The organism is Streptomyces sp. NPDC026246 (assembly GCF_055567995.1).
The window spans coordinates 141,871-165,602 of record NZ_JBVHPJ010000010.1 but is presented as its reverse complement, the minus strand read 5'-3'; the positions used below and the strand labels follow the sequence as shown (position 1 = coordinate 165,602).

Genomic DNA, 23,732 nt, shown 5'->3' with positions numbered 1-23,732 from the left:
AAGCGGGCCTTCGCCGTACCGTGCGTGCGGGATCAGCCCTTGCCGGCCTTCTTCTCCTCGGCGTCCTGGATGACCGCCTCCGCGACCTGCTGCATCGACATGCGGCGGTCCATCGACGTCTTCTGGATCCACCGGAACGCGGCCGGCTCCGTCAGCCCGTACTCCGTCTGCAGGACCGACTTCGCCCGGTCCACCAGCTTGCGCGTCTCCAGCCGGAGCGTGAGGTCGGCGACCTCCTTCTCCAGCTCCTTCAGCTCCGTGAACCGCGAGACGGCCATCTCGATCGCCGGGACGACGTCGCTCTTGCTGAACGGCTTCACGAGGTACGCCATGGCCCCGGCGTCCCGGGCGCGCTCGACGAGGTCCCGCTGGGAGAACGCGGTCAGCATCAGCACCGGCGCGATGCTCTCCTCGGCGATCTTCTCGGCCGCCGAGATGCCGTCGAGCTTCGGCATCTTCACGTCCAGGATCACCAGGTCGGGGCGGTGCTCACGGGCCAGCTCCACCGCCTGCTCACCGTCACCGGCCTCACCGACGACGGTGTACCCCTCCTCCTCCAGCATCTCTTTGAGATCGAGCCGGATCAGGGCCTCGTCCTCGGCGATGACGACCCGCGTCGTCATCGGAGGCACGTGCGACTTGTCGTCATCAGGCACGTCGACAGGCTGGGGCGACTCGGGGGCACTCACGTGGGCTCCTTGGTAGGGGCAGGCCGGTACTGCTCCCAAGAGCGTACCTAGCTGCGGTATGGTGGTCGGGCAGTGGGTCGAGCTCAACCTTGGATTCACTGGGCCCCGGTAGCCCAATTGGCAGCAGGCAATGGATTCAAAACCCATACAGTGTCGGTTCGAGTCCGACCCGGGGCACTTTTCCTTCCATTCCAAGGTCACCACTCTCAAGCGGATGTCCACGTTCTCGTGAACATCCGCTTTTTGCTGCGTGTCGCCGTGGCGTCACTTTCACAGTGGCCCTCATGTACGACATCAGCACGCGCAAGCGAACACTCGCATTGCTGAGCCAAGGGCGCAGCCTCAACTCGGTGAGTCGTGAGACAGGCATTTCCCGGGCCGCGATTCGCGCATGGCAGCAGCGCCTCGAACCGCGCTCGCGGACGACGCCGCCGGACCCCGGTCCGCCTGCCGATGAATCCGCCTACGCCTATCTGCTGGGCCTCTATCTCGGGGACGGCTGCCTCAGCGCTCATCCGCGCGGGGGCCATTACCTCAGGATCGCCTGTGCGGACGCCTGGCCCGGGCTCATCGCACAGTGCCGCGAGGCCATCGAACGCGTACGCCCCGGCACCGGCGTCTACGCGGTGCGGAAGCAGGGCTGCGTCGCGGTCACCAGTTACTCCCGGAGCTGGCCCGCCCTCTTCCCCCAGCACGGTCCCGGCAGGAAGCACGAACGGCGGATCGCCCTCGAACCATGGCAGCAGGCCATCGTCGACCATCACCCGTGGGACTTCGTCCGAGGGCTGATCCACTCCGACGGCTGCCGTGTCACCAACTGGACGACCCGGATCGTCGGCGGGCGACGCAAGCGCTACGAGTATCCGCGGTACTTCTTCACCAACGTCTCCGACGACATCATCCGTCTCTTCACCGCGGCGCTTGACCTGGTGGGCGTCGATTGGACGAAGGCGAACGCGCACAACGTCTCCGTCGCCCGCAGAGCCTCCGTCGCCCTCATGGACGCCCACGTCGGTCCCAAGTACTGACCGCCGCCACCTACTGCGGGGCGTCGTCCTCGGCGATGTGATGGACCCTGACCAGGTTCGTCGAGCCCGAGACGCCGGGTGGGGAGCCGGCCGTGATGACGACCATGTCGCCCGGGCGGCAGCGGCCGTACTTGAGCAGCAGTTCGTCGACCTGGTCGACCATCGCGTCCGTGGAGTCCACGCTCGGCCCGAGGAACGTCTCGACGCCCCAGCTGAGGCTGAGCTGGGAGCGGGTCGCCTGGTCGGGGGTGAAGGCCAGCAACGGGATGGGCGAGCGGTAGCGGGAGAGGCGGCGGGCGGTGTCGCCCGACTGGGTGAAGGCGACGAGGAAGCGGGCGCCGAGGAAGTCGCCCATCTCGGCCGCCGCGCGGGCGACGGCGCCGCCCTGGGTGCGGGGCTTGGTGCGTTCGGTCAGCGGCGGCAGGCCCCGGGCCAGGATGTCCTCCTCGGCGGCTTCGACGATGCGGGCCATCGTGCGCACGGTGTCGACGGGGTGCTTGCCGACGCTGGTCTCCCCGGAGAGCATCACCGCGTCGGTGCCGTCGATGACGGCGTTGGCGACGTCGGAGGCCTCGGCGCGGGTGGGCCGGGCGTTGTCGATCATCGAGTCGAGCATCTGGGTGGCGACGATGACCGGCTTGGCGTTGCGCTTGGCGAGGGCGATCGCGCGCTTCTGGACGAGGGGGACCTGTTCGAGGGGCATCTCGACGCCGAGGTCCCCGCGGGCGACCATGATGCCGTCGAAGGCGGCGACGATGTCGTCGATGCTCTCGACGGCCTGGGGTTTTTCGATCTTGGCGATGACGGGGAGGCGGCGGCCTTCCTCGTCCATGATGCGGTGGACGTCCTGGATGTCGCGGCCGCTGCGGACGAAGGAGAGGGCGATGACGTCGAAGCCGGTGCGCAGGGCCCAGCGCAGGTCGTCCTCGTCCTTCTTGGACAGGGCGGGGACGGAGACGGCGACGCCGGGGAGGTTCAGTCCCTTGTGGTCGGAGACGACGCCGCCTTCGCGGACGGTGGTGTGGATGCGGGGGCCGTCGACGCCGGTGACCTGGAGGCAGACCTTGCCGTCGTCGACGAGGATGCGTTCGCCGGTGGTGACGTCGGCGGCGAGGCCGGCGTAGGTGGTTCCGCAGCCGTCGCGGTCGCCCTCGGCGCCGTCCTCGACGGTGAGGGTGAAGGTGTCGCCGCGTTCGAGGAGTACGGGGCCTTCGGTGAAGCGGCCGAGGCGGATCTTCGGGCCTTGAAGGTCGGCGAGGGCGCCGACGCTGCGGCCGGTTTCGTCGGCGGCTTTGCGGACCCGGTGGTAGCGCTCCTCGTGTTCGGCGTGTCCGCCGTGGCTGAGGTTGAAGCGGGCTACGTCCATTCCGGCGTCGACCAGGTCTTTGATCCGGTCGTAGGTGTCGGTGGCGGGTCCCAGGGTGCAGACGATTTTTGCTCGGCGCATGGTACGAGCCTATGAGTTACCGACTGGTAGTGAATGGGACGGGCGTGACCACTCAACAGACTCTGGGTGAAGCGTTATTGACAAGTGTTGAATTGTGCGGCGGGGCGCTCCGATGAGCGTCCGGTGGGAATTCGGTCGCGTTTTCGGAAAGGGCCCCGCCCGGGGGTCACAGATTCGGCGGGACCATGGTGAAGCGGGCGTTCACCTGGGCGTGGACGCGCTGGCGCTGGGGTTCGAGGTCGAGGGGGGCGGGCGCGTCCTCGGCGGCGCCGGCGAAGGCGGCGGAGCGCATGCGGCCGGGGGCCTGGGGGTGGGCCGGCGGGGTGTTCTCGGCGCCGATGTCGGCGATCTCCACGAGGGCGGCGAGGGTGGTGCCGAGGGCGTCGGCGTACTCGCGGGCGCGCTGGACGGCTTCGTGTACGGCCTTCTTGCGGGCGTCGCGGTGGGCGGGCGAGTCGGGGCGCAGGGCCCACCAGGGGCCGTCGACGTGGGTGAGGTCGAGGTCGGCGAGGCGTGTGGTGAGTTCGCCGAGGGCGGTGAAGTCGGTGAGTTCGGCGGTGACGTGGACGCTGCCGTGGTAGGTGCGGATGCGTTCGCCGCGGCCGTGTTTGGTGAGTTCGGGGGTGATGGAGAAGGCGCCGGTCTCCAGGCGTTCGACGGCGTCTCCGTAGGACTTGACGAGGTCGAGGACGCCGGAGTTGCGGCGGGTGAGGTCGTCGAGGGCGGAGCGGCGGTCGCGGCCGCGGGCGGTGACGGTGATGCCGATGCGGGCGATCTCGGGGTCGACCTCGAGGCGTGCTTCGCCGCGGACGGCTATGCGGGGGGCGTCGGGAGTGCCGTAGGGGAGGGCCGGCTGGGGGGTGTCCGTGGGGGTGGTCATACGCCCCACTCTGTCACGGTGTGGCGGGCGTCCGGGGCGGAGTTGGGGGTTCCAGTCACCAGATCGCAACCTGCCGGGTCTGGTCGGTTCGGTCATGACCGGGTCAGAATCTACGCGCGTTATCTACGCGCGTTCACAGATTCCGCGAGGAGAGCCAGACATGCCGTTGAACCGCCGGAAGTTCCTGGGGAAGTCCGCTGTGACCGGAGCGGGGGTGGCGCTGGCCGGTGCGGTCTCGGCGCCGGGGGCCCAGGCGGCCGAGGCGCGCGGCGGGCGGCCCGCCAAGCGGTACGCGTTCACCGTGATGGGGACGACGGACCTGCACGGCAACGTCTTCAACTGGGACTACTTCACGGACAAGGAGTTCGACGACAAGGACCACAACGACGTGGGCCTGGCGAAGGTCTCGACGCTGGTGAACCGGGTCCGTGCGGAGAAGGGCCGCGGCAACACGCTGCTGATCGACGCGGGTGACACCATCCAGGGCACGCAGCTGTCGTACTACTACGCCAAGGTGGACCCGATCACCGCCGAGGGCGGGCCGGTGCACCCGATGGCGCAGGCGATGAACGCGATGGACTACGACGCGGCGGCGCTGGGCAACCACGAGTTCAACTACGGCATCCCGGTGCTGCGCAAGTTCGAGCAGCAGTGCCGTTTCCCGCTGCTGGGTGCGAACGCGCTGGACGCGAAGACGCTGCGGCCGGCGTTCGCGCCGTACAGCATGCACCGGCTGCGCACGCCGCACGGGCGGGACGTGAAGGTGGCGGTGCTGGGGCTGACGAATCCGGGCATCGCGATCTGGGACAAGGCGAACGTCCAGGGCCGGATGACGTTCCCGGGTCTGGAGGAGCAGGCGGCGAAGTGGGTGCCGAAGCTGCGCTCGATGGGTGCGGACGTGGTGATCGTCTCGGCGCACAGCGGTTCGTCGGGGACGTCGTCCTACGGTGACCAGCTGCCGTACGTGGAGAACGCGGCCGGTCTGGTGGCCGAGCAGGTGCCGGGCATCGACGCGATCCTCGTCGGGCACGCGCACACGGAGATCCCCGAGTACTTCGTCACGAACAAGAAGACCGGCAAGAAGGTCGTGCTGTCGGAGCCGCTCAAGTGGGGTCAGCGGCTGACGCTGTTCGACTTCGAGCTGGTCTTCGAGAAGGGCTGCTGGAAGGTCGAGAAGGTCGGCGCGAAGGTTCTGAACTCCAACACGGTGGAGGAGGACGCGAAGATCACCAGACTGCTCGCCGACGAGCACGAGAAGGTCGTCGCGTACGTCAACCAGGTCATCGGCACGAACGCGGCGGAGATGACGTCGGCCGAGGCGCCCTTCAAGGACGTGCCGATCATCGATCTGATCAACCACATCCAGGCCGACACGGTGAAGCAGGCCCTGGCGGGCACCGAGCACGCGGCGCTGCCGGTGCTGTCGCAGGCGGCGTGCTTCTCGCGCAGCGCGCGGATCCCGGCGGGCGAGGTGACGATCCGGGATGTGGCGGGGCTGTACGTCTTCGAGAACACGCTGGAGGCGCGTCTGATGACGGGTGCGCAGATGAAGGCGTATCTGGAGTTCTCGGCGAACTACTACGTGCAGACGCCGGCCGGGGCGCCGGTGGACCCGGCGAAGCTGACCAACGCGGGCGGCATCCCGGACTACAACTACGACGTGGTGAGCGGGCTGTCGTACGAGATCGACATCGCGAAGCCGGCCGGGTCGCGGGTGACGAACGTGCGGTTCGAGGGGCAGCCGCTCGCGGACGACGCGAAGTTCGTGTTCGCGGTGAACAACTACCGGGCCAACGGCGGCGGGAACTTCCCGCATGTCGCCGCGGCCCCGGTGCTGTGGTCGAACTCGGAGGAGATCCGCAACACCATGATCGCCTGGGTGAAGGCGAAGGGGTCGATCGACCCGGCCGTGTTCGCGGCGGTGGACTGGAAGCTGACGCGCGAGGGCGTGCCGGTCTTCTGAGTCGCGTCCGCTCACCTGCGGTCGTCGACCAGCGGGGTCAGTGCCGGTGCCTCGCGGGGCGGTGGCACGTGGCGGGGCTGGGTGAGGCCGAAGGTGGTGAAGGCGGTGCGGCGCGGGAGTCCGTAGGCTTCCCTGCCGGTCAGGGAGTTGAGGATGATCGCGCCGCGCCAGGCGGTGAGGCCGAGGTCCGGGGCGCCGACGCCGTGGGTGTGGGTCTCGGCGTTCTGGACGTGGACGGTGCCGGTGACGGACGGGTCGAGGACGAGCCGGTAGTCCTCGTCGATGCGGGGCCGCTCGGCGTTGTCGCGGCGCAGGTAGGGGTCGAGTCCGGCCAGGACGCGGTCCAGGGGGCGTTCGCGGTATCCGGTGGCGAGGACGACGGCGTCGGTGGTGAGGCGGGAGCGGCTGCCCTGCAGTTCGTGCTCCAGGTGCAGTTCCACCTTGGTGGTGGCGACCCGGCCGGCGGTGCGGACGCGCACGCCGGGGGTGAGGACGGCGTCGGGCCAGCCGCCGTGCAGGGTGCGGCGGTAGAGCTCGTCGTGGATGGCGGCGACGGTGGCGGCGTCGATGCCCTTGTGCAGCTGCCACTGCCCGGCGACGAGCCGGTCGCGGGTGGCCTCGGGCAGGGCGTGGAAGTAGCGGGTGTGGTCGGGGGTGAAGTGCTCCAGGCCGAGCTTGGAGTACTCCATGGGCGCGAACGCGCCGGTGCGGCCGAGCCAGTGGAGGCTTTCGCGGCCCGCGGGCCGGTTGCGGAGCAGGTCGAGGAAGATCTCGGCGCCCGACTGGCCGGTGCCGACGACGGTGACGTGCCCGGCGGCCAGGAGGGTGTCGCGGTGGTCGAGGTAGTCGGCGGCGTGCACGACGGGGACGCCGGGGGCCTGGACCAGGGGCTTGAGCGGGTCGGGGACGTGGGGTTCGGTGCCGATGCCGAGGACGACGTTGCGGGTGTAGGTGCGGCCGAGGGCTTCGGCTTCCCCGTCGGCGTCGAGCTGGGTGAAGTCGACTTCGAACAGGTCGCGTTCGGGGTTCCAGCGGACGGCGTCGACCTGGTGGCCGAAGTGCAGGCCGGGCAGGTTCTCGCTGACCCAGCGGCAGTAGGCGTCGTATTCGGCGCGGTGGATGTGGAAGCGCTCGGCGAAGTAGAACGGGAAGAGCCGTTCGCGGGATTTGAGGTAGTTGAGGAACGTCCAGGGGCTGGTGGGGTCGACGAGGGTCACCAGGTCGGCGAGGTAGGGCACTTGGATGGTGGCGCCGTCGATGAGCAGCCCGGGGTGCCAGCCGAAGGCGGGGCGCTGGTCGTAGAAGACGGTGTCGAGGTCGCCGAGGGGGTGGGCGAGCGCGGCGAGGGAGAGGTTGGCGGGGCCGATGCCGATGCCGACGAGGTCGCGCGGGGCGTCGGGTTCGTGGTGCGGGCGGGGCGCCGGGATGTGGTCGGGGTTCATCGGGGGGTGGGTCCTTCCTCGAGTGCCGCCCGGCGCGCTGCCACGAGGTGCAGCAGGGCGGCCAGGTCGTCGGGGCCGGTGGCGGGGTTGAGCAGGGTGGCCTTCAGCCAGAGCCGGCCGTCGAGGCGGGCCCGGCCGAGGACGGCCGTGCCGTCGGTGAGCAGGGCGCGGCGTACGGCGGCGACGGTGGTGTCGGGGGTGCCGGCGGGGCGGAACAGCACGGTGCTGAGGGTGGGCGGCGCGTGCAGGTCGAAGCCGGGGTGGTCGTGGACGAGGGCGGCGAACTCCTGTGCCTGGGCGCAGACTCGGTCGACGAGTGCGCCGAGGCCCTCGCGGCCGAGGGTCTTGAGGGTGACGGCGAGTTTGAGGGTGTCGGGGCGCCGGGTGGTGCGCAGGGAGCGGCCGAGCAGGTCGGGCAGTCCGGCGTCGGTGTCGTCGTCGGCGTTGAGGTAGTCGGCGCGGTGCCGCAGGGCGGTGAGGTCGCGGGGGTCGCGGACGGCGAGGATGCCGGCGGCGACGGGTTGCCAGCCGAGTTTGTGCAGGTCGAGGGTGACGGTGTCGGCGGCGTCGAGTCCGTCGAGCAGGGCGCGGTGCCGGGTGCTGAACAGCAGGGCTCCGCCGTAGGCGGCGTCGACGTGCAGCCGGGCTCCGTGGGCGGCGCAGCGGCCGGCGATCTCGGGCAGCGGGTCGATCAGGCCGGCGTCGGTGGTGCCGGCGGTGGCGGCGACGAGCCGGGGCCCTTTCGTGCGGGTGAGGGCCGCGTCGAGGGCGGCGGGGTCCAGCCTGCCGCCGGGGGCGGTCACGACGACGGGTTCGGGCAGGCCCAGCAGCCAGGCGGCGCGCGGCAGCGAGTGGTGTGCGTTGTCGCCGATGACGAGCCGTACGGTCCCGCCGCCGGCCTCGCGGGCGAGCAGCAGGGCGAGTTGGTTGGCTTCGGTGCCGCCGGTGGTGACGAGTGCGTCCGGGCTGCCGCCGGGTCCGTGGATCTCGCGGGCGAGAGTCTGCGTGACCATCGCCTCGAGTTCGGAGGCGGCCGGGGCCTGGTCCCAGGAGTCCAGGGAGGGGTTGAGGGCGGATGCGGCGAGGTCGGCCGCGGCGGCGACGGCCAGGGGCGGGCCGTGCAGGTGGCCGGCGCACCGGGGGTGGGCCGGGTCGGCGGCGCCCTCGGCGACGGCACGGACCAGGGTGTGCAGTGCCTGCGGGTCGCCGCGGCCGGGGAGGATCTCCCCCACCGTCCGGCGCAGCCGTGCGGCGACCGCCTGCGGCCCGCCCGGCGGCAGGGGCCCGCCGCGGGCCATGGCACCGGTGTCGAGCGCGTCGAGGACGGTGTCGAGCAGCGGTCGCAGGGCGCGGGGCCCTTCGGGGCCCGAGGCGAGGGACGGCGTGCGCATGAGCTGACCTCCGGGACACGGGGCGAACCGCCCGGACAGCCCAACGACGCAACCGGGCCGGAGGTGTTCCTACGCGCATCGCCAGTCGCGGGAAGGGGACCGCGGGGAGACCGACTGACGTCGTGTCGTGCCGGGTGCCGGGTGCCGGGGGCACGGGGGTGGCTGATCCGGCGCCCGGGGTGGCCACCCGTGTCGCGTCCCACCGGGTGCCGGGGGTACCGGGGTGGCCGACCCCGCGTCGCGTCCCGCCGGGTGCCGAGGGCACCGGGGGGTGGCTGACCCGGTGCCCGGGGTGGCCGACCCGTGTCGCGGCCCGCCGGGCATCGGGGGCGCCGGGGTGGCGACCCGACGTCGCGGCCCGCCGGGTGCCGATGGCGCCCAGGCGGCCGGTCCCGCGTCATGGCCCGCCGGGTGACGGTGGCACGGGGGTGGCTGATCCGGCGCCCGGGGTGGTCGACCCGTGTCGCGTCCCGCCGGGTGCCGGGGGCACGGGGTGGCTGACCCGGTGCCCGGGGTGGCCGACCCGTGTCGCGGCCCGCCGGGTGACGGAGGCACGGGGGTGGCTGACCCGGAGCCCGGGGTGGCCGACCCGCGTCGCAGCCCTCCGGGCATCGGGGGCGCCGGGGTGGCGACCCGCTGTCGACCCGCCGGGCACCAGGGCGCCGGGGCGGGCGGCCCGGCGTCACGGGCCGCCGGGTGCCGATGGCGCCCAGGCGGCCGGTCCCACGTCATGGCCCGCCGGGTGACGGAGGCGCCGGGGGGGCGACCCGTGTCGCGTCCTGCCGGGTGTGTCGGTGGTGCCCGATCATCCGTGCCGGCCGAGCCGGTTGCTCGTGTGGCCGCCGGGTGAGGGGGCCCGGGCGCCTCCGGGCCCGGCGGTGGGCGGTCCCCGCAGCCGCCCTCCGGGTCGTCCCCCGGTCAGTTCTCCGTTGCGCCCCTGACCCGCAGCGCACGCCTGAGGTCGTCCAGTTGGTCGGTCAGTTTGCGGCGCAGGGCCGGGCTGGGGGCGGCGTCCGTCAGGCACTGTTCGCCGAGACGGAGGTTGTCCGGGTCGACGGCGTGTGCGGGGAAGGCCCAACGGCCCGCCGCGTCGGCCATCGCGGGGCCGCGCCGGTCGGCGAGGGCGACGGCGTCGGCGTAGAAGCGCGGCACGTAGGGGCCGACGAGGTCGCTCTGCTCGGGCTGCCAGAAGCCGCGGGCGGTGGCGGTGAAGAGGTAGTTGGACAGGTCGTCGGAGCCGAACATGGCCTGCCAGGCGCGTTCCTTGGCCTCCGGGTCGGGCAGGGCGGCCCGGCACAGGGCGGCGCCCTCCTGGCCGGTGGCGCTCGGGTCGCGTGCGAGTTCCGCGTCGATGGCGGCCTCGTCGGTCGCGCCGAGGGCGGCGAGCCGGGCGAGCACGCGCCAGCGCAGCTCCGGGTCGAGCTCGGGTCCGCCGGGGACGGTGCCGTCGGCGAGCCAGGCGGCGATGGTGTCGGGGTGGGCGGCCACGTCGATGCGGTGGCGGACCGCGATCAGGCGCAGGCCGGGGTTGTCGCCGTCCTCGGTGCGGCGGATGAGGTCGCGGCACAGCTCGGACAGGGTGGCGAGCGCGGCGGGCCGCTGGTCGGGGGTGAGGTAGCGGTCGGTGACGTAGGTGGAGGCGAACGCGAGCACGCCCTGGACGACGGCCAGGTCGGTCTCCAGCGGCAGGTGGGCCCGGGCGGTCTCCAGGTAGGCGGCGGGGGCGAGTTCGCCGTCGCGTACGGCGTCGCGCAGGGCGTTCCAGACGACGGCGCGGGTGAGCGGTTCGGGCAGGCCGGACAGGTCCTTGCGGACGGTGTCGAAGGACTCGGGGTCGAAGCGGACCTTGGCGTAGGTGAGGTCGCCGTCGTTGAGGAGGAGCAGCGCGGGGCGCTTGCCGATGGGGTGGTCCCCGGTCTGCGGGAGGTCCAGGTGGAGGCGTTCGCGCAGGACGAGCTGTCCGCCGTCGTCACCGAGGTCGCGGTCGTACAGGCCGACGGCGACGCGGTGCGGGCGGCTGCCGGCGCGGTCGGTGGCGAGGGCGCACAGGCCCTGTTCGCCGGGGACGATCCGCGGGGTGAGGGTGTCGACGCCGGTGGTGCGCAGCCAGGCGTCGGCCCAGGCGTGGACGTCGCGGTCGGTGGCGCCGGCGAGGTTGTCGATGAAGTCGGCGAGGGTGGCGTTGCCGAACTTGTGCCGGGCGAAGTGGGCGTTGATGCCGGCGAGGAAGTCCTTCTCGCCGAGCCAGGTGACGAGTTGCCGCAGGGCGCTGGCCCCCTTGGCGTAGGAGATGCCGTCGAAGTTGAGCAGGGCGGAGGCGGTGTCGTCGACGGCCTCGGGGGCGACGGGGTGGGTGGAGGGGCGCTGGTCGGCGTCGTAGCCCCAGGACTTGCGCGTGACGGCGAAGTCGGTCCAGGTGTCGGTGAAGCGGGTGGCCTCGGTGAGGGTCTGGTAGCCCATGTACTCGGCGAAGGACTCGTTCAGCCAGATGTCGTCCCACCACTTGAGGGTGACGAGGTCGCCGAACCACATGTGGGCCATCTCGTGGGCGATGACCATCGCGCGGGTCTGCCGCTCGGTGTCGGTGACGGCGGAGCGGTAGACGAACTCGTCGCGGAAGGTGACCAGGCCGGGGTTCTCCATGGCGCCCGCGTTGAATTCGGGGACGAAGGCCTGGTCGTAGGAGTCGAAGGGGTACGGCTCGTCGAACTTCTCGTGGTACCGGTCGAAGCAGGCGCGGGTGACGTCGAGGAGTTCGTCGGCGTCGGCGTCCAGGTAGGGGGCGAGGGAGCGGCGGCAGTGCAGGCCGAAGGGCAGGCCGCGGTGCTCGGTGCGCACGGAGTGCCAGGGGCCGGCGGCGACGGCGACGAGGTAGGTGGAGATCAGGGGGGTGGGGGCGGCCCGCCACACGCCGTCGCTGTGTGTGGTGATGCCGTTGGCGAGGACGGTCCAGCCCTGCGGGGCGGTGACCGACAGTTCGAAGACGGCTTTCAGGTCGGGCTGGTCGAAGGCGGCGAAGACGCGCTGGACGTCTTCCATGAACAGCTGGGTGTAGACGTAGGTCTCGCCGTCGGTGGGGTCGGTGAAGCGGTGCATGCCCTCGCCGGTGCGGGAGTAGCGCATGCGGGCGTCCAGGCGCAGTTCGTGCTCGCCGGGGGCGAGGTTCCTCAGCGGGAGCCGGTTGCCGTCGAGGGCCTCGGGGTCCAGGGGCTGTCCGTCGAGGGTGGCGGAGTGCAGCTCGGCGGGCTTGACCTCGACGAACGTGTCCCCGGCCGCGCGGGCGGCGAAGCTGATCAGGGTGCGGGAGCCGAAGGTCTCGTCACCGCCGGTCAGGTCGAGTTCGACGGTGTAGCGGTGGACGTCGAGGAGCTCTGCTCGGGCCTGCGCTTCGTCGCGCGTCAGTACGGACATGCAGACATGCTGCCTGATGGCGTCGGCGCGGCACAGAGGCGGATCGGTACGTGCGCAATGTCCGGTCTCAGCCGCGGTCCTTCTCGAGCTCCCCGGCGTGCGCCCCCTGGGGCCGCTGGGTGGGTACGTGGGCGTCGGGGTGGGGCAGGACGGGGCTGGCGGGGTGTGCGGGGGTGCCGGGGTGCTCCCGGGCCAGGGTGCGCAGCCGGCGGACCTCCCGTTCCAGGGCGAGGTGCCGGCGGTGGGTGTCGTAGAGGTAGCGGACCTTGGTGCGCAGGGCCCAGGGGTCGACGGGCTTGAGGAGGAGGTCGGCGACGCCGAGGCGGAACGCGGTGGTGGCCAGGGCGTGGTCGACTCCGAAACCGGTCAGCAGGATGACCGGAATGTGCTGGGTCTGTTCGACGCGGCGCATGTAGCGCACCACCTCCAGGCCGCCCAGGCCGGGCATGCGCACGTCGAGCAGGAGCAGGCCGACCCCGCCGCGGAGGACCTGCTTGAGCGCCTCGTCACCGCTGGTGGCGCGGCTGATGCGGTGGCCCAGGGGGGCCAGGGCGCTCTCCAGCGCGTACAGCGTGTCCTCGTGGTCGTCGACGATGAGGATCCTGGTATCCGACGGCATGGCCCGACGCCCCCTCCCTCGTGGAGGACCAGAGTAGGTCCGGGACGCTGACGCGCAGTGCGCGTCGGCTGACATGCTGTGCTCAGCGCAGCATGCCCGGCGCGGGCCGCGGTGTCACTCCCCCGGTGGCCGGTCGCCGGTGGTGGCGGGGGTCTCGGCGGGGACGGCCGTGCCGTTGAGTGCTTCCTCGGCGATGCGCTCGTGGTGGCGGATGACCTCGGCGACGATGAAGTTCAGGAACTTCTCGGCGAAGGCCGGGTCCAGCTTGGCGTCCTCGGCCAGGGCGCGCAGCCGGGCGATCTGGCGGGCCTCGCGGGCGGGGTCGGCGGGCGGCAGCTGGTGCCGGGCCTTGAGGAGGCCGACCTGCTGGGTGGCCTTGAAGCGCTCGGCGAGCATGTGCACGACGGCGGCGTCGATGTTGTCGATGCTGTCGCGCAGGCGCGCGAGCTCCTCACGGACGCCGGGCCGGGCGTCGTCGGTACCGGTGTTGCTGGTGGTCATGGGGCGGAAGCCTACGGGGACGGGGCGGCCCGGCCGCGGGGCGTCTCACGCCTCGGCGGCCCGGTGCGGGTGCGTCCTCGTACACGGGTGCGTCCTCGTACAGTGGAAGCGGGTTCCCGGGCGTCCTGGGGGTGAGGCGTGGCGAACGACGGGCCGGTCGAGCACGGCTACCCGCATCTGGAGACGGTGCGCGCCGCCGTCACGGCGCTGTACCGGCGGCTGTCCCACGTCACGGTCCGGACGTTCGCGACGAGTGTGGTCCCGGCGGACGTGGCGTTCTGCGACACCGACGACCTGCATCTGGGGGCGCAGCGGGTGGCGCACGAGCTGGTGCGCCACTACCGGCTGCCGGACGCGCGGCTGATCGTGGGTTTCCGGGAGATGCGGCACGCGGCGAACGTGGAACTGACGGCGGGGCCGGAGTACTTCGTGGAGCTGAACGACCGGTTCCGTACGCATCGGCGGGACATCGGGGCGGCGCTCGCGCACGAGGTGGCGCATGTGTATCTGCACCGGCTGGACCTGTCGTTCCCGGGCGTGCGGGACAACGAGATCCTCACCGACACGGCGGCGGCCTACCTGGGCGCGGGCTGGCTGCTGCTGGACGCCTACCGGGAGGACGGGGCGTCGTCGCAGAAGCTGGGCTACCTCACGCCGGAGGAGTTCGGGTACGTGCTGGCCAAGCGGGCGCTGGTGTTCGGGGAGGACCCGGCGGTGTGGTTCACCAGCGCGCAGGCGTACACGGCGTACGGCAAGGGCATGGAACTGGCCCGGCGGGACGGGCGGCAGCCGCCGTTGACGGCGGCGGGCTGGGCAGGCCGGCGCCGCTACGCCCGGGACCGGCGGCTCGCGTCGGAAGGGCCGCAGCCGGGGGTGCGGTACGCCTTCTCGGCGGACGCGGACGGGCGGTTGCGGGTGTCGTTCCCCTGCCCGACCTGCGAGCAGCGCATCAGGGTGCCGGTCCAGGGCCGGGTGCGGGTCCGCTGCGCGCTGTGCCGGAGTGTGCTGGAGTGCGACACGTGACGCCGCGCCGGGCGGGCGTGCCGACCGGAGCCCGCGCGTCACCCCCTCGGGGTGTGCGCCGGGCGGGCATGCCGGCCGGGGCCAGCGCCGGGCGGGTATGCCGGCCGGGGCCCGCGGGGCATGCGGGTGTGCCGGCCGGGACCCGCGAGGGGCGCGGGGCCACCTACCGGGACCCGCGAGACGCGCGGACATGCTCACCGAGACCCGCGAGGGGCGCGGGTATGCCGACCGAGACCTCCGTGCGTGCGAGTGTGCCCGCCGGGACCCACCGGGCGGGTGTGCCGGCCGGCCCCGCGAGGCGCAGCGGGTACGCCCACCGGAACCCTCGGGGGCACGCGGATAGCCCACCGGAACCCTCGGGGGCACGCGGATAGCCCACCGGAACCCTCGGGGGCACGCGGATAGCCCAACGAGGCCCGCAAGGCGCGCGGGTACGCCCACCAGGACCTGCAAGGCGTGCGAGTGTGCCCACCGAGAACCGCAAGGCGCGCAGAAACGCCCACCGGACCCGCAAAGCGTGCGGATGTGCCCGCGGGCGAGGCGCGCGGGTCAGCCAGTGGCGCGGTCCCGGACGATGCCGGCGGCCCTCGCGGCCGTGAGCCACGCGGGGAACCCGTCCACCAGCCGGTCGTACAGTTCGGCGTCCGGCACCGTGCGGGGGTCGGTGCCGGCGTGGAAGAACCCGGCGTTGTCGACGGCCCGTCTGCCCGGCACGGCCAGTTCGTCGAGCTTGCGCAGGAAGTCGAACTGCTTGCTGTGCGGGTCGCCGAACCCGACGAACTGCCAGAACAGCGGCAGCCGGGCCGCCTTGCACAGGTAGCGCTCGGCGGCGAGCTTGTTGATCGGCCCTCCGTCGGTCTGGAAGACGACCAGGGCGGGTTCGGCCGTGCCGCTGTCGAGGTAGTGGTCGATGACGGCGTCCATCGCCAGGTGGTAGCTGGTCCTGCCCATGTGCCCGAGGCCGGCCACGATCTGCTCGATGCGCCCCTCGTGTCCGGCCAGGGTGATCTCGGTCTCGGCGTCGACGTCCGTGGAGAAGAACACCACCGGCACGGTCCCGTCGTCGTCGAGGTGCGCCGACAGTCCGAGCACCCGGTCGGCGAGCGCCTGCACGCTGCCGTCCTTGTAGTACGGCTTCATGGAGCCGGAGTGGTCGACGACGAGGTAGACCGCGGCCCGCAGCCCGTCCAGCCCGTGCTTCACGAGGCTGACCCCGGCGCTCCGGTAGTGGTCCACCAGCGCGGGGGCGCTCTCCTGCACCTTGCTCGGGCTGATCGCGGTCATGGCCTCACTCTCTCACTCCTCGACGACCACTCCGTCGCTCAGTTCCAGCACCCGGTCGGCCAGGCCGAGGAGTTGGGGGTCGTGGGTGGCGACGAGAGCCGTGACGCCCTCGCTGCGCACCACGGCCCGCAGCAGTTCCATCACCGCCAGGCCGGTGGCGGCGTCGAGCTGCCCGGTCGGCTCGTCGGCGAGGAGCAGGGCCGGGCGGTTGGCGAGGGCGCGGGCGATGGCGACCCGCTGCTGCTGGCCGCCGGAGAGCTCGGCGGGCCGCTGTGCCTCGTGCCCGGCCAGGCCCACCAGGGCCAGCAGCAGCGCCACCCGTTCCTCGCGTTCGCGCACCTCGGCCCGGCGCAGCCGCAGCGGCACGCCCACGTTCTCGGCGGCGGTCAGGATCGGGATGAGCCCGAACGACTGGAAGACGAAGCCGATCCGGTCGCGGCGCAGGGCGAGCAGTCCGCTGTCGTCCAGGGCCGACAGGTCGGTGCCGTCCACGACGACGCGGCCGCTCTGCGGGGAGTCCAGGCCGCCGATCAGGTGCAGCAGCGTGGTCTTGCCCGAGCCCGAACGGCCTTTGAGGGCGACGAGTTCGCCGCGCCGGACGGCGAACGAGGCCCCGCGCAGGGCGTGCACGGCGGCGGCGCCCGTGCCGTAGGAATGGTGCACGTCCTCGACCCGGAGCATCGGCTCGCCGGACGGGCCGTCGGCGAGGACGACGCCGGTTCCGGGGCTGGTGTTCTCGGTCATCACCGCATCCCATACGCAACGCGCCGAATGGTCAAGAGTGGGACGACTCCCCTTTCGCACACATGTGCCGGGCCGTCGACTCCGTGATATGCATGGCGCGTTGGGGGGAGGGAGCTGCTCGGCCGACGGGGTGGGGGAACAGTGACAGGCTTGGTGCTGCTGCGTCTGCGCGCGCATCGGCTGCTGATCGTCGCCGCCCTGCTCGCCGCGCTGCTGACCACCTCGGTGCTCGCCGCGCTCACGGCCTTCTCCGGCTCCGTCGGGGACGCCGCGCTGCGCTCCACGCTGGACGGCAGGTCCCGGGCCGCCGCCTCCCTCGTGGTCGAGGCGGACGTGCCGCCCGGGAAGCGAGGCGCGGCGCAGCGTGCGGTTCAGCGCGGGGCGCGCGAGGCGTTCGGCGGACTGCCGGTGACCGTACGGCGGCTGGAGCGTTCCGGGCCGTACGCGCTGCCCCGGTCGCTGCAGAGCGCGGACGCGCGTGCCGGGCAGCCCGATCTGACGTTGCTCGCCGCCCTGGACCGGTCCCGGGTCGAACTCGTCGCGGGCGCGCTGCCCGCTGCGGCTCCGGTGTCCCGGACGGGCGCCGTGCCCGTCGCCGTGCCGGAGCCGGCCGCCCACCGGCTGAAGCTGCGGCCCGGGGCGCGCCTCACTCTGACCGACCGGCTGGGCGGTGAGCCGGTGCGCGTGCGGGTGACCGGCGTGTACCGGACGGCCGACGGCTCCGACCCGTACTGGCAGGCCGACACGCTCGGCGGCCAGGGGGTGCGCACGGTCGCCTTCACCACGTACGGGCCGCTGCTGGCCGACGGGTCGGTGCTCGCCTCGGGTCGCGTCACGCGGGGTGGCACCGGCTGGGTGGCGACGGCCGACCACCGCGGGCTGACCACCGGCTCCCTCGGCGCCCTGCGCAGGGCGACCGTCCGGTCGGCCGCCCTGCTGCGCGAGGAGCCGGCCCTGGGCGGCTCGGCGGACGTGCGCACCGGGCTGCCCGAGGTCCTGGACCGCGTCGAGCGGGCCCTGCTGGTGTCCCGCTCCACCCTGCTGATCGTCTCCCTGCAGCTGGTGCTGCTCGCCGGGTACGCGCTGCTGCTGGTGGCGCGGCTGCTGAGCAGTGAACGGGCGGGAGAGACAGAGCTGTTGCGGGCCCGGGGCGCCTCGCGGGGCCGGATCGCGTCGCTGGCCGGGCTGGAGGCGCTGCTGCTCGCGGTGCCCGCCGCGGTATGTGCCGCGCTGCTGTCGGGGCCGCTGGCCCGGCTGCTCGCCGGGTGGTCCTCGCTGGAGCGGATCGGGCTCCGGCTCGGCGGCGCCCCGTCGGGCGGGGTGTGGCTGGTCGCGGGCGGGGTCGCGCTGGTGTGCGCGGTGGCGGTGGTGGCGCCCGCGCTGACGGGGGCGGCGGACGCGCCCGCGCGGCTGCGCCGGGTGCGGGCGGCGACGTCGGCCGCCCCGGTGCGGGCGGGTGCGGACCTCGCCCTGCTGCTGATCGCGGGCGTGGCGTACTGGCAGTTGCAGCGGCAGTCCGGTGCGGCGGGCGGCGGGGTGATCGGCCGGGACCGGGCCGGGCGGCTGGGCATGGATCCGCTGCTGGTCGCGGCGCCCGCGCTGGCGCTGCTGGCGGGCACGGTGCTGACGCTGCGTGTGCTGCCGTTCGCGGCGCGGCTGGCGGAACGCCGGTCGGCGAGCGGACGCGGACTGCCGGCGGCGCTGGCGGGCTGGCAGTTCAGCCGGCGTCCGCTGCGCGGGGCGGGTCCGGTGCTGCTGCTGATCGTCGCCGTCGCCACCGGCATGCTGGCCATCGGGCACGGCGCGTCCTGGGACCGGTCGCAGGACGACCAGGCCGACTTCCGCACGGGCGCCGCCGTCCGGGTGCTGGACCACCGGCCGGGCAGCCCCGGCCAGAGCGGGCTCTACGCGGCGCTGCCCGGGGCCCGCGCGGCCGCCCCCGCGCACCGTGCCGCGCTGAGTCTGTCCGGGGACCGGGAGGCGACGGTCCTCGCGCTGGACACCTCCCGCGCCGGGGACGGGATGCTGATGCGCGGTGACCTCGCCGACGAGCCGCCGGACGAGTTGCTGCGGGCCCTGGCCCCGCCCCCGCTCGACGAGGACCGGGCCGTGCGGCTTCCCGGGGGCACGCGGCGCCTGGCACTGGACGTGCGGATCACCGACGAGCGTGCCCCCGGCGGACGCTCCCCGTCGGGACGTACGCCCCTGCTGACGGTGGTGGTCGAGGACGCCTACGGCATCGCCTACCGGCTGGGCGCCGGGAACGTCCCGGTGGACGGCCGGGTCCACCGCGTGACGCTGGAGCTGGACCGGACGGCGACGGGCCGCCGTGCCGCTCCGGCCGGACCGCTGCGACTGACCGGTCTGCAGCTCGACGACACCGTTCCGGCCGACCGTGCCGAGCGGCACCGCTTCACCGTCGAGCGGCTGCTCGCCACGGGTCCCGACGGTCCCGCGCGCACCGTGCGGGTGGCCCCCGGGACCCGCTGGCAGGGCGGGCGGACCGTGACCCGCAACGGCGAGGTCCTCTCCCGCGCCTCCGCCGCACCGGACGCGTCGGACACCGCGCCGTTGTCCCTGTCGTACGCGACCGGCGCCGGTGGTGACGACGGGTACGGCGCGGCGCCGGTGTGGACGGTGCGGGCCGACACCGCCGGGGCCCGGGCCCCGCGCACCCTGGCCGCCGTGGCCACGCGGGACTTCCTGCGGGCCTCGGGTGCCGCGCCCGGCGACAGCGTCGACGTCCCGCTGGCCGGGGAGCAGTTGCGGGTGCGGATCGTGCGGGTGGTGCGGGAACTGCCCACCGCCGGCAGTGACACGGCCGGGCAGAGTGTGGCCGGCGGGGCGCTGCTGCTCGATCTGCGGGCCGTCGACGCCGTGCTGGCGCAGCGGGGCACCACGGCGCTCACGCCCACGGAGTGGTGGGTGAGCGCCGCGCCCGGCAGGGCCGCCGAGGTCGCGGCGGCGCTGCGGGCGCGACCGGACCTGGAGGCGCAGCAGGTGCTGGTGCGCGACGAGGCCGCGGCGGATCTGCTGCGTGATCCGCTGGGCGCCGGGCCGCGTTCGGCGCTGACGGCGGTGGCGGTGGCGGCCGTGGTCCTGGCCGCCGGGGGTTTCGCGGTGAGCGCGGCCGGGGCGCGGCGGGAGCGGTCGGCGGAGTTCGCGGTGCTGCGCGCCCTGGGCACGCCCCGCCGGGACCTGGCCCGGCTCGTCGCCACGGAGCAGAGCCTGCTCGTCGGGGTCGGTCTGCTGGCCGGGCTCGTGCTGGGCACGGTGCTGACCCGGGCCGTGGTGCCGCTGATCGTGCTGACGTCGGGGGCGGCGCGGCCGGTGCCGCCCGTCCTCGTGGAACTGCCGGTGGGGCAGGTGGCCCTGCTCGTCGCCGGGGTGGCCGCACCGCTGGTGCTGATCACGGCCGCGTCGGCGCTGCCACGCGCCGAGCCGGCGGTCGCGCTGCGTCACCAGGGGGAGGACTGACATGCCGTCGGACAGGCACGTAGCGGACGCCTCCTGGGTGCGCACCCGGCTGCGGACCGCGCCCTGGGCCGCCGTCGCCTTCGGGGTGCTGGTGCTGGTCACGGCCTTCCTCGCGGCGGTGCTGCCCCGGGCCGTGGAGGCCTACGAGACGCACGGGCTGCGCGAGGCCGTGGCCTCGGCCGCTCCCGAGTCGACCGTGCTGGAGCTGAAGACGGCCCAGCCCGGCCTGGAGCGGCCGGAGCGGGCGCGGGAGGACGAGGTCCGGCCGGAGGCGCTCGCCGAGGTGGACGCCCGGGCGCGGTCGCTGCTGCCCCGGCCGCTGCGGGTGGACCCGGCCCAGTCGGCGCACGGCGTGCGGACCGGCAAGAGCCTGCAGGCCCTGGACGCGGGGCTGCCCCGTCCGGACGGGCTGCCGCCCCGGTTCACCCTGCTCGCGCAGTCGGGCGCGGCCGCTCACGCCACGGTGCGGGAGGGCAGGGTGCCCGCCGCCGGCGGCCCGGTGGGCGTGGACACCAGGACGGTGGAGGGCGCCGTGACCGCCGAGACGGCCCGGACGCTGCGGCTGCGGGCCGGCTCCACGCTCACCCTGGACGGCTTCCCGGGCCGCCCGCTGACCGTCCGGGTCACCGGCGTCCTGGAACCCCGGCACCCGGGACGCAGCTACTGGTCGGCGGAGCCCCTCCTGCGCTCACCGGCACTGGCGAGCGACGGGGGCCGTCCGCCGCAGTTCTACTGGGAGGCGGGCGTCCTGCTGGCGCCGGAGGCAGCTCCGGCGCTGCTCGACGGGCTGGGCGAGCCGGAGCGGTACTGGCGGTTCGCGCCCGCCACGCAGCGGCTGACCGCGGCGGACGCCCCGGCGCTGCTCGACCGGGTGGCGTCCCTGGAGGACGGCCCGGGACTGGTGCGCATGCGCGGTGCCGCCGGTCCGACGGCGCAGGTGTTCACGGGCCTGGAGGAGGTCGTGGGCGGGTACGCCCGGACCCGTGACGCGATCACGCCCGTGGTCGCCGTCGGGGCCGTCGGGATCGGCGCGGTCGCCGTGGTCGTCCTGGTGATGAGCGGCGGTCTGGCGGCGGCCCGCCGGGACACCGAACTGGCCCTGCTGCGGGCCCGGGGCGGTTCCCTGGCCGGGATCGGCGGGCGGCTGCTGGCGGAGAGCGCCGTGCCGGCGCTGCCGGCCGCCGTCTGCGGTCTGCTGCTGGCGGTGCTCGCCGTGGACGGGGCCCGGCTGCTGCCGTCCGTGCTCGGGGCGGGCGCCGTGGCCGTGTTCGCCTGCGCCGCGCTGCCGGTGCGGGCGGTGGTGGCGCACCGCAGACCGCGTACGCACCCGGAGCGCGGCGACCTCACGCACGCCGGGCCCGGGGGGCGGCGGACGGTCGCCGAGCTGACCCTGCTGGTGCTGGCCGTGGGCTCGGTGGCGGCCCTGCGCCGCCGGGGCGCCGGAGACTCGGCGGACGTGCTGGTGAGCGCCGCCCCGGTGCTCGTCGGGCTGGTCGCGGCGCTGGTCCTGGTGCGGCTGTACCCGCTGCCCCTGCGGTGGGCCTCCGGCCCGGCCGGGCGGCTGCGCGGGGCGGTCGGGTTCCTGGCGCTGGCCCGGGCTGGCCGCTCACCGGCGGCGGTCGCCACGCTGCCGCTGCTGGCTCTGCTGACGGCCCTGACGACGGCCGCGTTCGGCGGGTCGGTGCTGAGCGGGGTGGCGGACGCCCGGGACCGGGCAGCGCTGCTGCGGACCGGCGCGGACGCACGGGTGGACACGTCCGACGGCTCGGCGCTCCCGGCGGGCCTGGAGCGGGCGGTGCGGGAGGTGCCGGGCGTACGGGAGGTGGCGGCCGTGGGTGTCTCCTACGCCGCGGAGCGCGTGTCCGAGGACAAGCGGTCCCTGACGGTGGTCGCCGTCGATCCGGACGCCTACGCGGCACTGGCCCGGCGCACGGGCCTCGGGGACTTCACCGCCGACCGGCTGGCGACGGGAGGCGGGGTGCTCGGTGCCGTCGCCTCCCCCGGGGTCGCCGAGCGGCTCGGCCGCGCCCCGCACCGGATCGGGACGGACGGCGGGCCCGTCACGGTGCGGATCACCGCCGTGCGGCCGGGCACACCGGCGGTCCCGGAGGGTGACTTCCTGCTGGTCGACGCGGCCGGTCTGCCCCGCTCCGGCGGTGCCACGGCCCTGCTGGCGGCCGGTCCCGGGCTGGACGGGGCCGCGCTGCGGGCGGCGGTACGCGGCACGGGGGCCGGGCTGTCGGTCACCCTGCGCAGCGAGGAGCGCGCCGCGCTGTCCGGCTCGCCGCTGCAGTCCGGCGCCGAACGGATCTACCGGTGGGCCGTCGCCGCGAGCACCGGCTACGCCCTGCTGTCCCTGGTGCTCGGCATGGCACGGACCGCACCGGAGCGTGCGGCCCTGCTGGCCCGGCTGCGCACCCTGGGCCTGACGAGCCGTCAGGGGAGGCGGCTGCTGGGCCTGGAGGCACTTCCCCTGGCGCTGCTCGCGGCGGGCGGGGGCGTGGCCGTGGGCTGGGCGGCGGTCCGGCTGCTCGCGCCGGGCATCGACCTGGACCGCCTCGCCCTGGCCGACGCGTACGGGGTCACCGTCCCGGGCGGTGCGGTGCTGCGGGCCGACGTGTGGTCGCTGGCCCTGCCGGCGGCGGGCGCGCTGCTGCTGGCCGGGGCGGTGGCCGTGGCACAGGCCTGGTGGGCGGGGCGCCGCACACCGATCATCCACCTCAGGGCAGGAGACTTGCGTTGAGCGCTACGACACGGTCGCTCGCAGAGCTGGAGCAGCGGGCGGCACACCACCGCGACCGGCCGGCCTACGGCCACGACGCCCTGATCGCCTGCGACCGGCTGGTGCGGATCTTCAGCCCGCGCGGCGGCGGGGACGCCGTGGAGGTGCAGGCGCTGCAGGGCCTCGATCTGCTGGTGCGCGAGGGCGAGTTGATGGCCCTGGTCGGGGCGTCCGGCAGCGGCAAGTCGACGCTGATGAACATCCTGGCGGGCCTGGACGTGCCCACGGCCGGGACGGCGCGGGTCGCGGGGCGCGACCTGCTGGCGATGGACGCGAAGGCGCGCCTGCGCTACCGCCGCGAGGTGGTCGGCTTCGTGTGGCAGCAGACGGCCCGCAACCTGCTGCCGTACATGACGGCGGCGCAGAACGTCGTGCTGCCGATGCAGCTGGCGGGGCGTCCGCGCAGGCAACGGGCGGGACGCGCCGAGGAGTTGCTGTCCCTGCTCGGGGTCGCCGACTGCCGGGACCGGCGGCCGCCGCAGATGTCGGGGGGCCAGCAGCAGCGGGTGGCGATCGCGGTCGCCCTGGCCAACGAGCCGGCCGTGCTGCTCGCCGACGAGCCGACGGGCGAGCTGGACTCGGCGACGGGGCAGCAGGTCTTCGCGGCGTTCCGCCGGGCCAACGAGGAACTGGGCACCACGGTCGTGGTCGTCACGCACGACCAGGCGGTCGCCGGCGAGGTCCGCCGCACGGTGGCGATCCGCGACGGCCGGACCTCCACGGAGGTGCTGCGCCGCACCGAGGTGGACGCGGCGGGCCAGGAGTCCCTGGTCGCCCGTGAGTACGCCATGCTCGACCGGGCCGGCCGGCTGCAGCTGCCGTCCGAGTACACGGCGGCCCTGGACATGCGGGACCGGGTGCTGCTGGAGCTGGAGGAGGACCACATCCAGGTGTGGCCGGACCAGGACCGCGACGGCTGAGGCCCCGGGCGGAGAAGCGCGGGCCCGCGGCGGGGACGGCCCGGGAAGGTTCGACGGCGCCTGCCCGGTCGTCCGGTCGGGGACAGTGGGCAGGCGCCGTCGGTGTTCCGCACGCCTTTGTGCGGGACGTC

At 74.1% G+C, this 23,732-nt stretch carries 16 protein-coding genes and 1 tRNA gene; 7 read left to right on the top strand and 10 right to left on the bottom strand.

Annotated elements, in window-relative coordinates; all coding sequences use genetic code 11:
• Positions 1-32 precede the first annotated feature (32 nt).
• The gene (locus tag ACZ4M5_RS24730; RefSeq protein WP_369196289.1) at positions 33-689 is read right to left on the bottom strand and encodes an ANTAR domain-containing response regulator; all 657 of its coding nucleotides are present in this window, start codon (positions 687-689) and stop codon (positions 33-35) included.
• Positions 690-791: 102 nt separating this feature from the next.
• Here ACZ4M5_RS24730 and ACZ4M5_RS24725 point away from each other — a divergent pair.
• Positions 792-866: transfer RNA gene (locus tag ACZ4M5_RS24725), tRNA-Leu, on the top strand.
• Positions 867-973: 107 nt separating this feature from the next.
• A complete protein-coding gene (locus ACZ4M5_RS24720) occupies positions 974-1,717 on the top strand; it encodes a helix-turn-helix domain-containing protein (protein ID WP_467740007.1) in 744 nt (247 codons plus the stop codon).
• Positions 1,718-1,727: 10 nt separating this feature from the next.
• On the opposite strand, the gene pyk is transcribed toward ACZ4M5_RS24720, so the two are convergent.
• Both pyk and ACZ4M5_RS24710 read right to left on the bottom strand, forming a co-directional pair.
• Positions 1,728-3,164, bottom strand: coding sequence for a pyruvate kinase (gene pyk, locus ACZ4M5_RS24715; RefSeq protein ID WP_467740006.1), 1,437 nt, complete (start codon positions 3,162-3,164; stop codon positions 1,728-1,730).
• Between the two features lie 166 nt (positions 3,165-3,330).
• The gene (locus ACZ4M5_RS24710) at positions 3,331-4,044 is read right to left on the bottom strand and encodes an SIMPL domain-containing protein (protein ID WP_467740005.1); all 714 of its coding nucleotides are present in this window, start codon (positions 4,042-4,044) and stop codon (positions 3,331-3,333) included.
• A 160-nt stretch (positions 4,045-4,204) separates the two neighbouring features.
• Here ACZ4M5_RS24710 and ACZ4M5_RS24705 point away from each other — a divergent pair, with 160 nt between their 5' ends.
• Positions 4,205-6,007: a bifunctional metallophosphatase/5'-nucleotidase gene (locus ACZ4M5_RS24705; protein ID WP_467740004.1), complete on the top strand. Its 1,803-nt coding sequence runs from the start codon at positions 4,205-4,207 to the stop codon at positions 6,005-6,007.
• 11 nt (positions 6,008-6,018) lie between these two features.
• Here the strand turns inward: ACZ4M5_RS24705 and ACZ4M5_RS24700 are convergent, their stop codons facing one another.
• From ACZ4M5_RS24700 to ACZ4M5_RS24680, 5 genes are all read right to left on the bottom strand, one after another.
• A complete protein-coding gene (locus ACZ4M5_RS24700; protein WP_467740003.1) occupies positions 6,019-7,449 on the bottom strand; it encodes a lysine N(6)-hydroxylase/L-ornithine N(5)-oxygenase family protein in 1,431 nt (476 codons plus the stop codon).
• The gene (locus ACZ4M5_RS24695; protein WP_467740002.1) at positions 7,446-8,840 is read right to left on the bottom strand and encodes a pyridoxal phosphate-dependent decarboxylase family protein; all 1,395 of its coding nucleotides are present in this window, start codon (positions 8,838-8,840) and stop codon (positions 7,446-7,448) included. Before ACZ4M5_RS24695 ends, ACZ4M5_RS24700 begins: the two co-directional genes overlap by 4 nt.
• A 918-nt stretch (positions 8,841-9,758) precedes the next feature.
• Positions 9,759-12,251 (bottom strand): aminopeptidase N, encoded by a 2,493-nt coding sequence (pepN, locus tag ACZ4M5_RS24690; protein ID WP_467740001.1) that lies wholly within the window; start codon positions 12,249-12,251, stop codon positions 9,759-9,761.
• A 67-nt stretch (positions 12,252-12,318) separates the two neighbouring features.
• Positions 12,319-12,870: a response regulator gene (locus ACZ4M5_RS24685; RefSeq protein WP_467740000.1), complete on the bottom strand. Its 552-nt coding sequence runs from the start codon at positions 12,868-12,870 to the stop codon at positions 12,319-12,321.
• A 114-nt stretch (positions 12,871-12,984) separates the two neighbouring features.
• Positions 12,985-13,371 carry a chorismate mutase gene (locus ACZ4M5_RS24680; RefSeq protein ID WP_467739999.1) on the bottom strand — a complete coding sequence of 129 codons (387 nt, stop codon included), beginning with the start codon at positions 13,369-13,371 and terminating at the stop codon, positions 12,985-12,987.
• 138 nt (positions 13,372-13,509) lie between these two features.
• On the opposite strand from ACZ4M5_RS24680, the gene ACZ4M5_RS24675 reads away from it, so the two are divergent.
• Positions 13,510-14,394 carry a hypothetical protein gene (locus tag ACZ4M5_RS24675; protein WP_467739998.1) on the top strand — a complete coding sequence of 295 codons (885 nt, stop codon included), beginning with the start codon at positions 13,510-13,512 and terminating at the stop codon, positions 14,392-14,394.
• A gap of 549 nt (positions 14,395-14,943) precedes the next feature.
• Here ACZ4M5_RS24675 and ACZ4M5_RS24670 read toward each other — a convergent pair.
• Together ACZ4M5_RS24670 and ACZ4M5_RS24665 are read right to left on the bottom strand one after the other, a co-directional pair.
• The gene (locus ACZ4M5_RS24670; RefSeq protein ID WP_467739997.1) at positions 14,944-15,678 is read right to left on the bottom strand and encodes a vWA domain-containing protein; all 735 of its coding nucleotides are present in this window, start codon (positions 15,676-15,678) and stop codon (positions 14,944-14,946) included.
• A gap of 12 nt (positions 15,679-15,690) precedes the next feature.
• Positions 15,691-16,422: an ABC transporter ATP-binding protein gene (locus ACZ4M5_RS24665; protein ID WP_467739996.1), complete on the bottom strand. Its 732-nt coding sequence runs from the start codon at positions 16,420-16,422 to the stop codon at positions 15,691-15,693.
• 141 nt (positions 16,423-16,563) lie between these two features.
• Here ACZ4M5_RS24665 and ACZ4M5_RS24660 point away from each other — a divergent pair, with 141 nt between their 5' ends.
• From ACZ4M5_RS24660 to ACZ4M5_RS24650, 3 genes are read left to right on the top strand one after another with little or no spacing between them, the layout of a single operon-like run.
• Positions 16,564-19,899, top strand: coding sequence for an ABC transporter permease (locus ACZ4M5_RS24660; protein WP_467739995.1), 3,336 nt, complete (start codon positions 16,564-16,566; stop codon positions 19,897-19,899).
• 1 nt (position 19,900) lies between these two features.
• Positions 19,901-22,642, top strand: coding sequence for an ABC transporter permease (locus ACZ4M5_RS24655; protein WP_467739994.1), 2,742 nt, complete (start codon positions 19,901-19,903; stop codon positions 22,640-22,642).
• The gene (locus ACZ4M5_RS24650) at positions 22,639-23,601 is read left to right on the top strand and encodes an ABC transporter ATP-binding protein (protein WP_467739993.1); all 963 of its coding nucleotides are present in this window, start codon (positions 22,639-22,641) and stop codon (positions 23,599-23,601) included. The genes ACZ4M5_RS24655 and ACZ4M5_RS24650 overlap by 4 nt, the downstream gene beginning before the upstream one ends.
• Positions 23,602-23,732 lie beyond the last annotated feature (131 nt).

Excerpts from the sequence above, each read along its gene's own strand:
- ACZ4M5_RS24695 (WP_467740002.1), bottom strand. The coding sequence starts at position 8,840 with ATGCGCACGCCGTCCCTCGCCTCGGGCCCCGAAGGGCCCCGCGCCCTG.
- ACZ4M5_RS24670 (WP_467739997.1), bottom strand. The coding sequence starts at position 15,678 with ATGACCGCGATCAGCCCGAGCAAGGTGCAGGAGAGCGCCCCCGCGCTG.
- ACZ4M5_RS24700 (WP_467740003.1), bottom strand. The coding sequence starts at position 7,449 with ATGAACCCCGACCACATCCCGGCGCCCCGCCCGCACCACGAACCCGAC.
- ACZ4M5_RS24655 (WP_467739994.1), top strand. The coding sequence starts at position 19,901 with ATGCCGTCGGACAGGCACGTAGCGGACGCCTCCTGGGTGCGCACCCGG.
- ACZ4M5_RS24665 (WP_467739996.1), bottom strand. The coding sequence starts at position 16,422 with ATGACCGAGAACACCAGCCCCGGAACCGGCGTCGTCCTCGCCGACGGC.
- ACZ4M5_RS24705 (WP_467740004.1), top strand. The coding sequence starts at position 4,205 with ATGCCGTTGAACCGCCGGAAGTTCCTGGGGAAGTCCGCTGTGACCGGA.
- ACZ4M5_RS24710 (WP_467740005.1), bottom strand. The coding sequence starts at position 4,044 with ATGACCACCCCCACGGACACCCCCCAGCCGGCCCTCCCCTACGGCACT.
- pyk (WP_467740006.1), bottom strand. The coding sequence starts at position 3,164 with ATGCGCCGAGCAAAAATCGTCTGCACCCTGGGACCCGCCACCGACACC.
- ACZ4M5_RS24720 (WP_467740007.1), top strand. The coding sequence starts at position 974 with ATGTACGACATCAGCACGCGCAAGCGAACACTCGCATTGCTGAGCCAA.
- pepN (WP_467740001.1), bottom strand. The coding sequence starts at position 12,251 with ATGTCCGTACTGACGCGCGACGAAGCGCAGGCCCGAGCAGAGCTCCTC.
- ACZ4M5_RS24685 (WP_467740000.1), bottom strand. The coding sequence starts at position 12,870 with ATGCCGTCGGATACCAGGATCCTCATCGTCGACGACCACGAGGACACG.
- ACZ4M5_RS24680 (WP_467739999.1), bottom strand. The coding sequence starts at position 13,371 with ATGACCACCAGCAACACCGGTACCGACGACGCCCGGCCCGGCGTCCGT.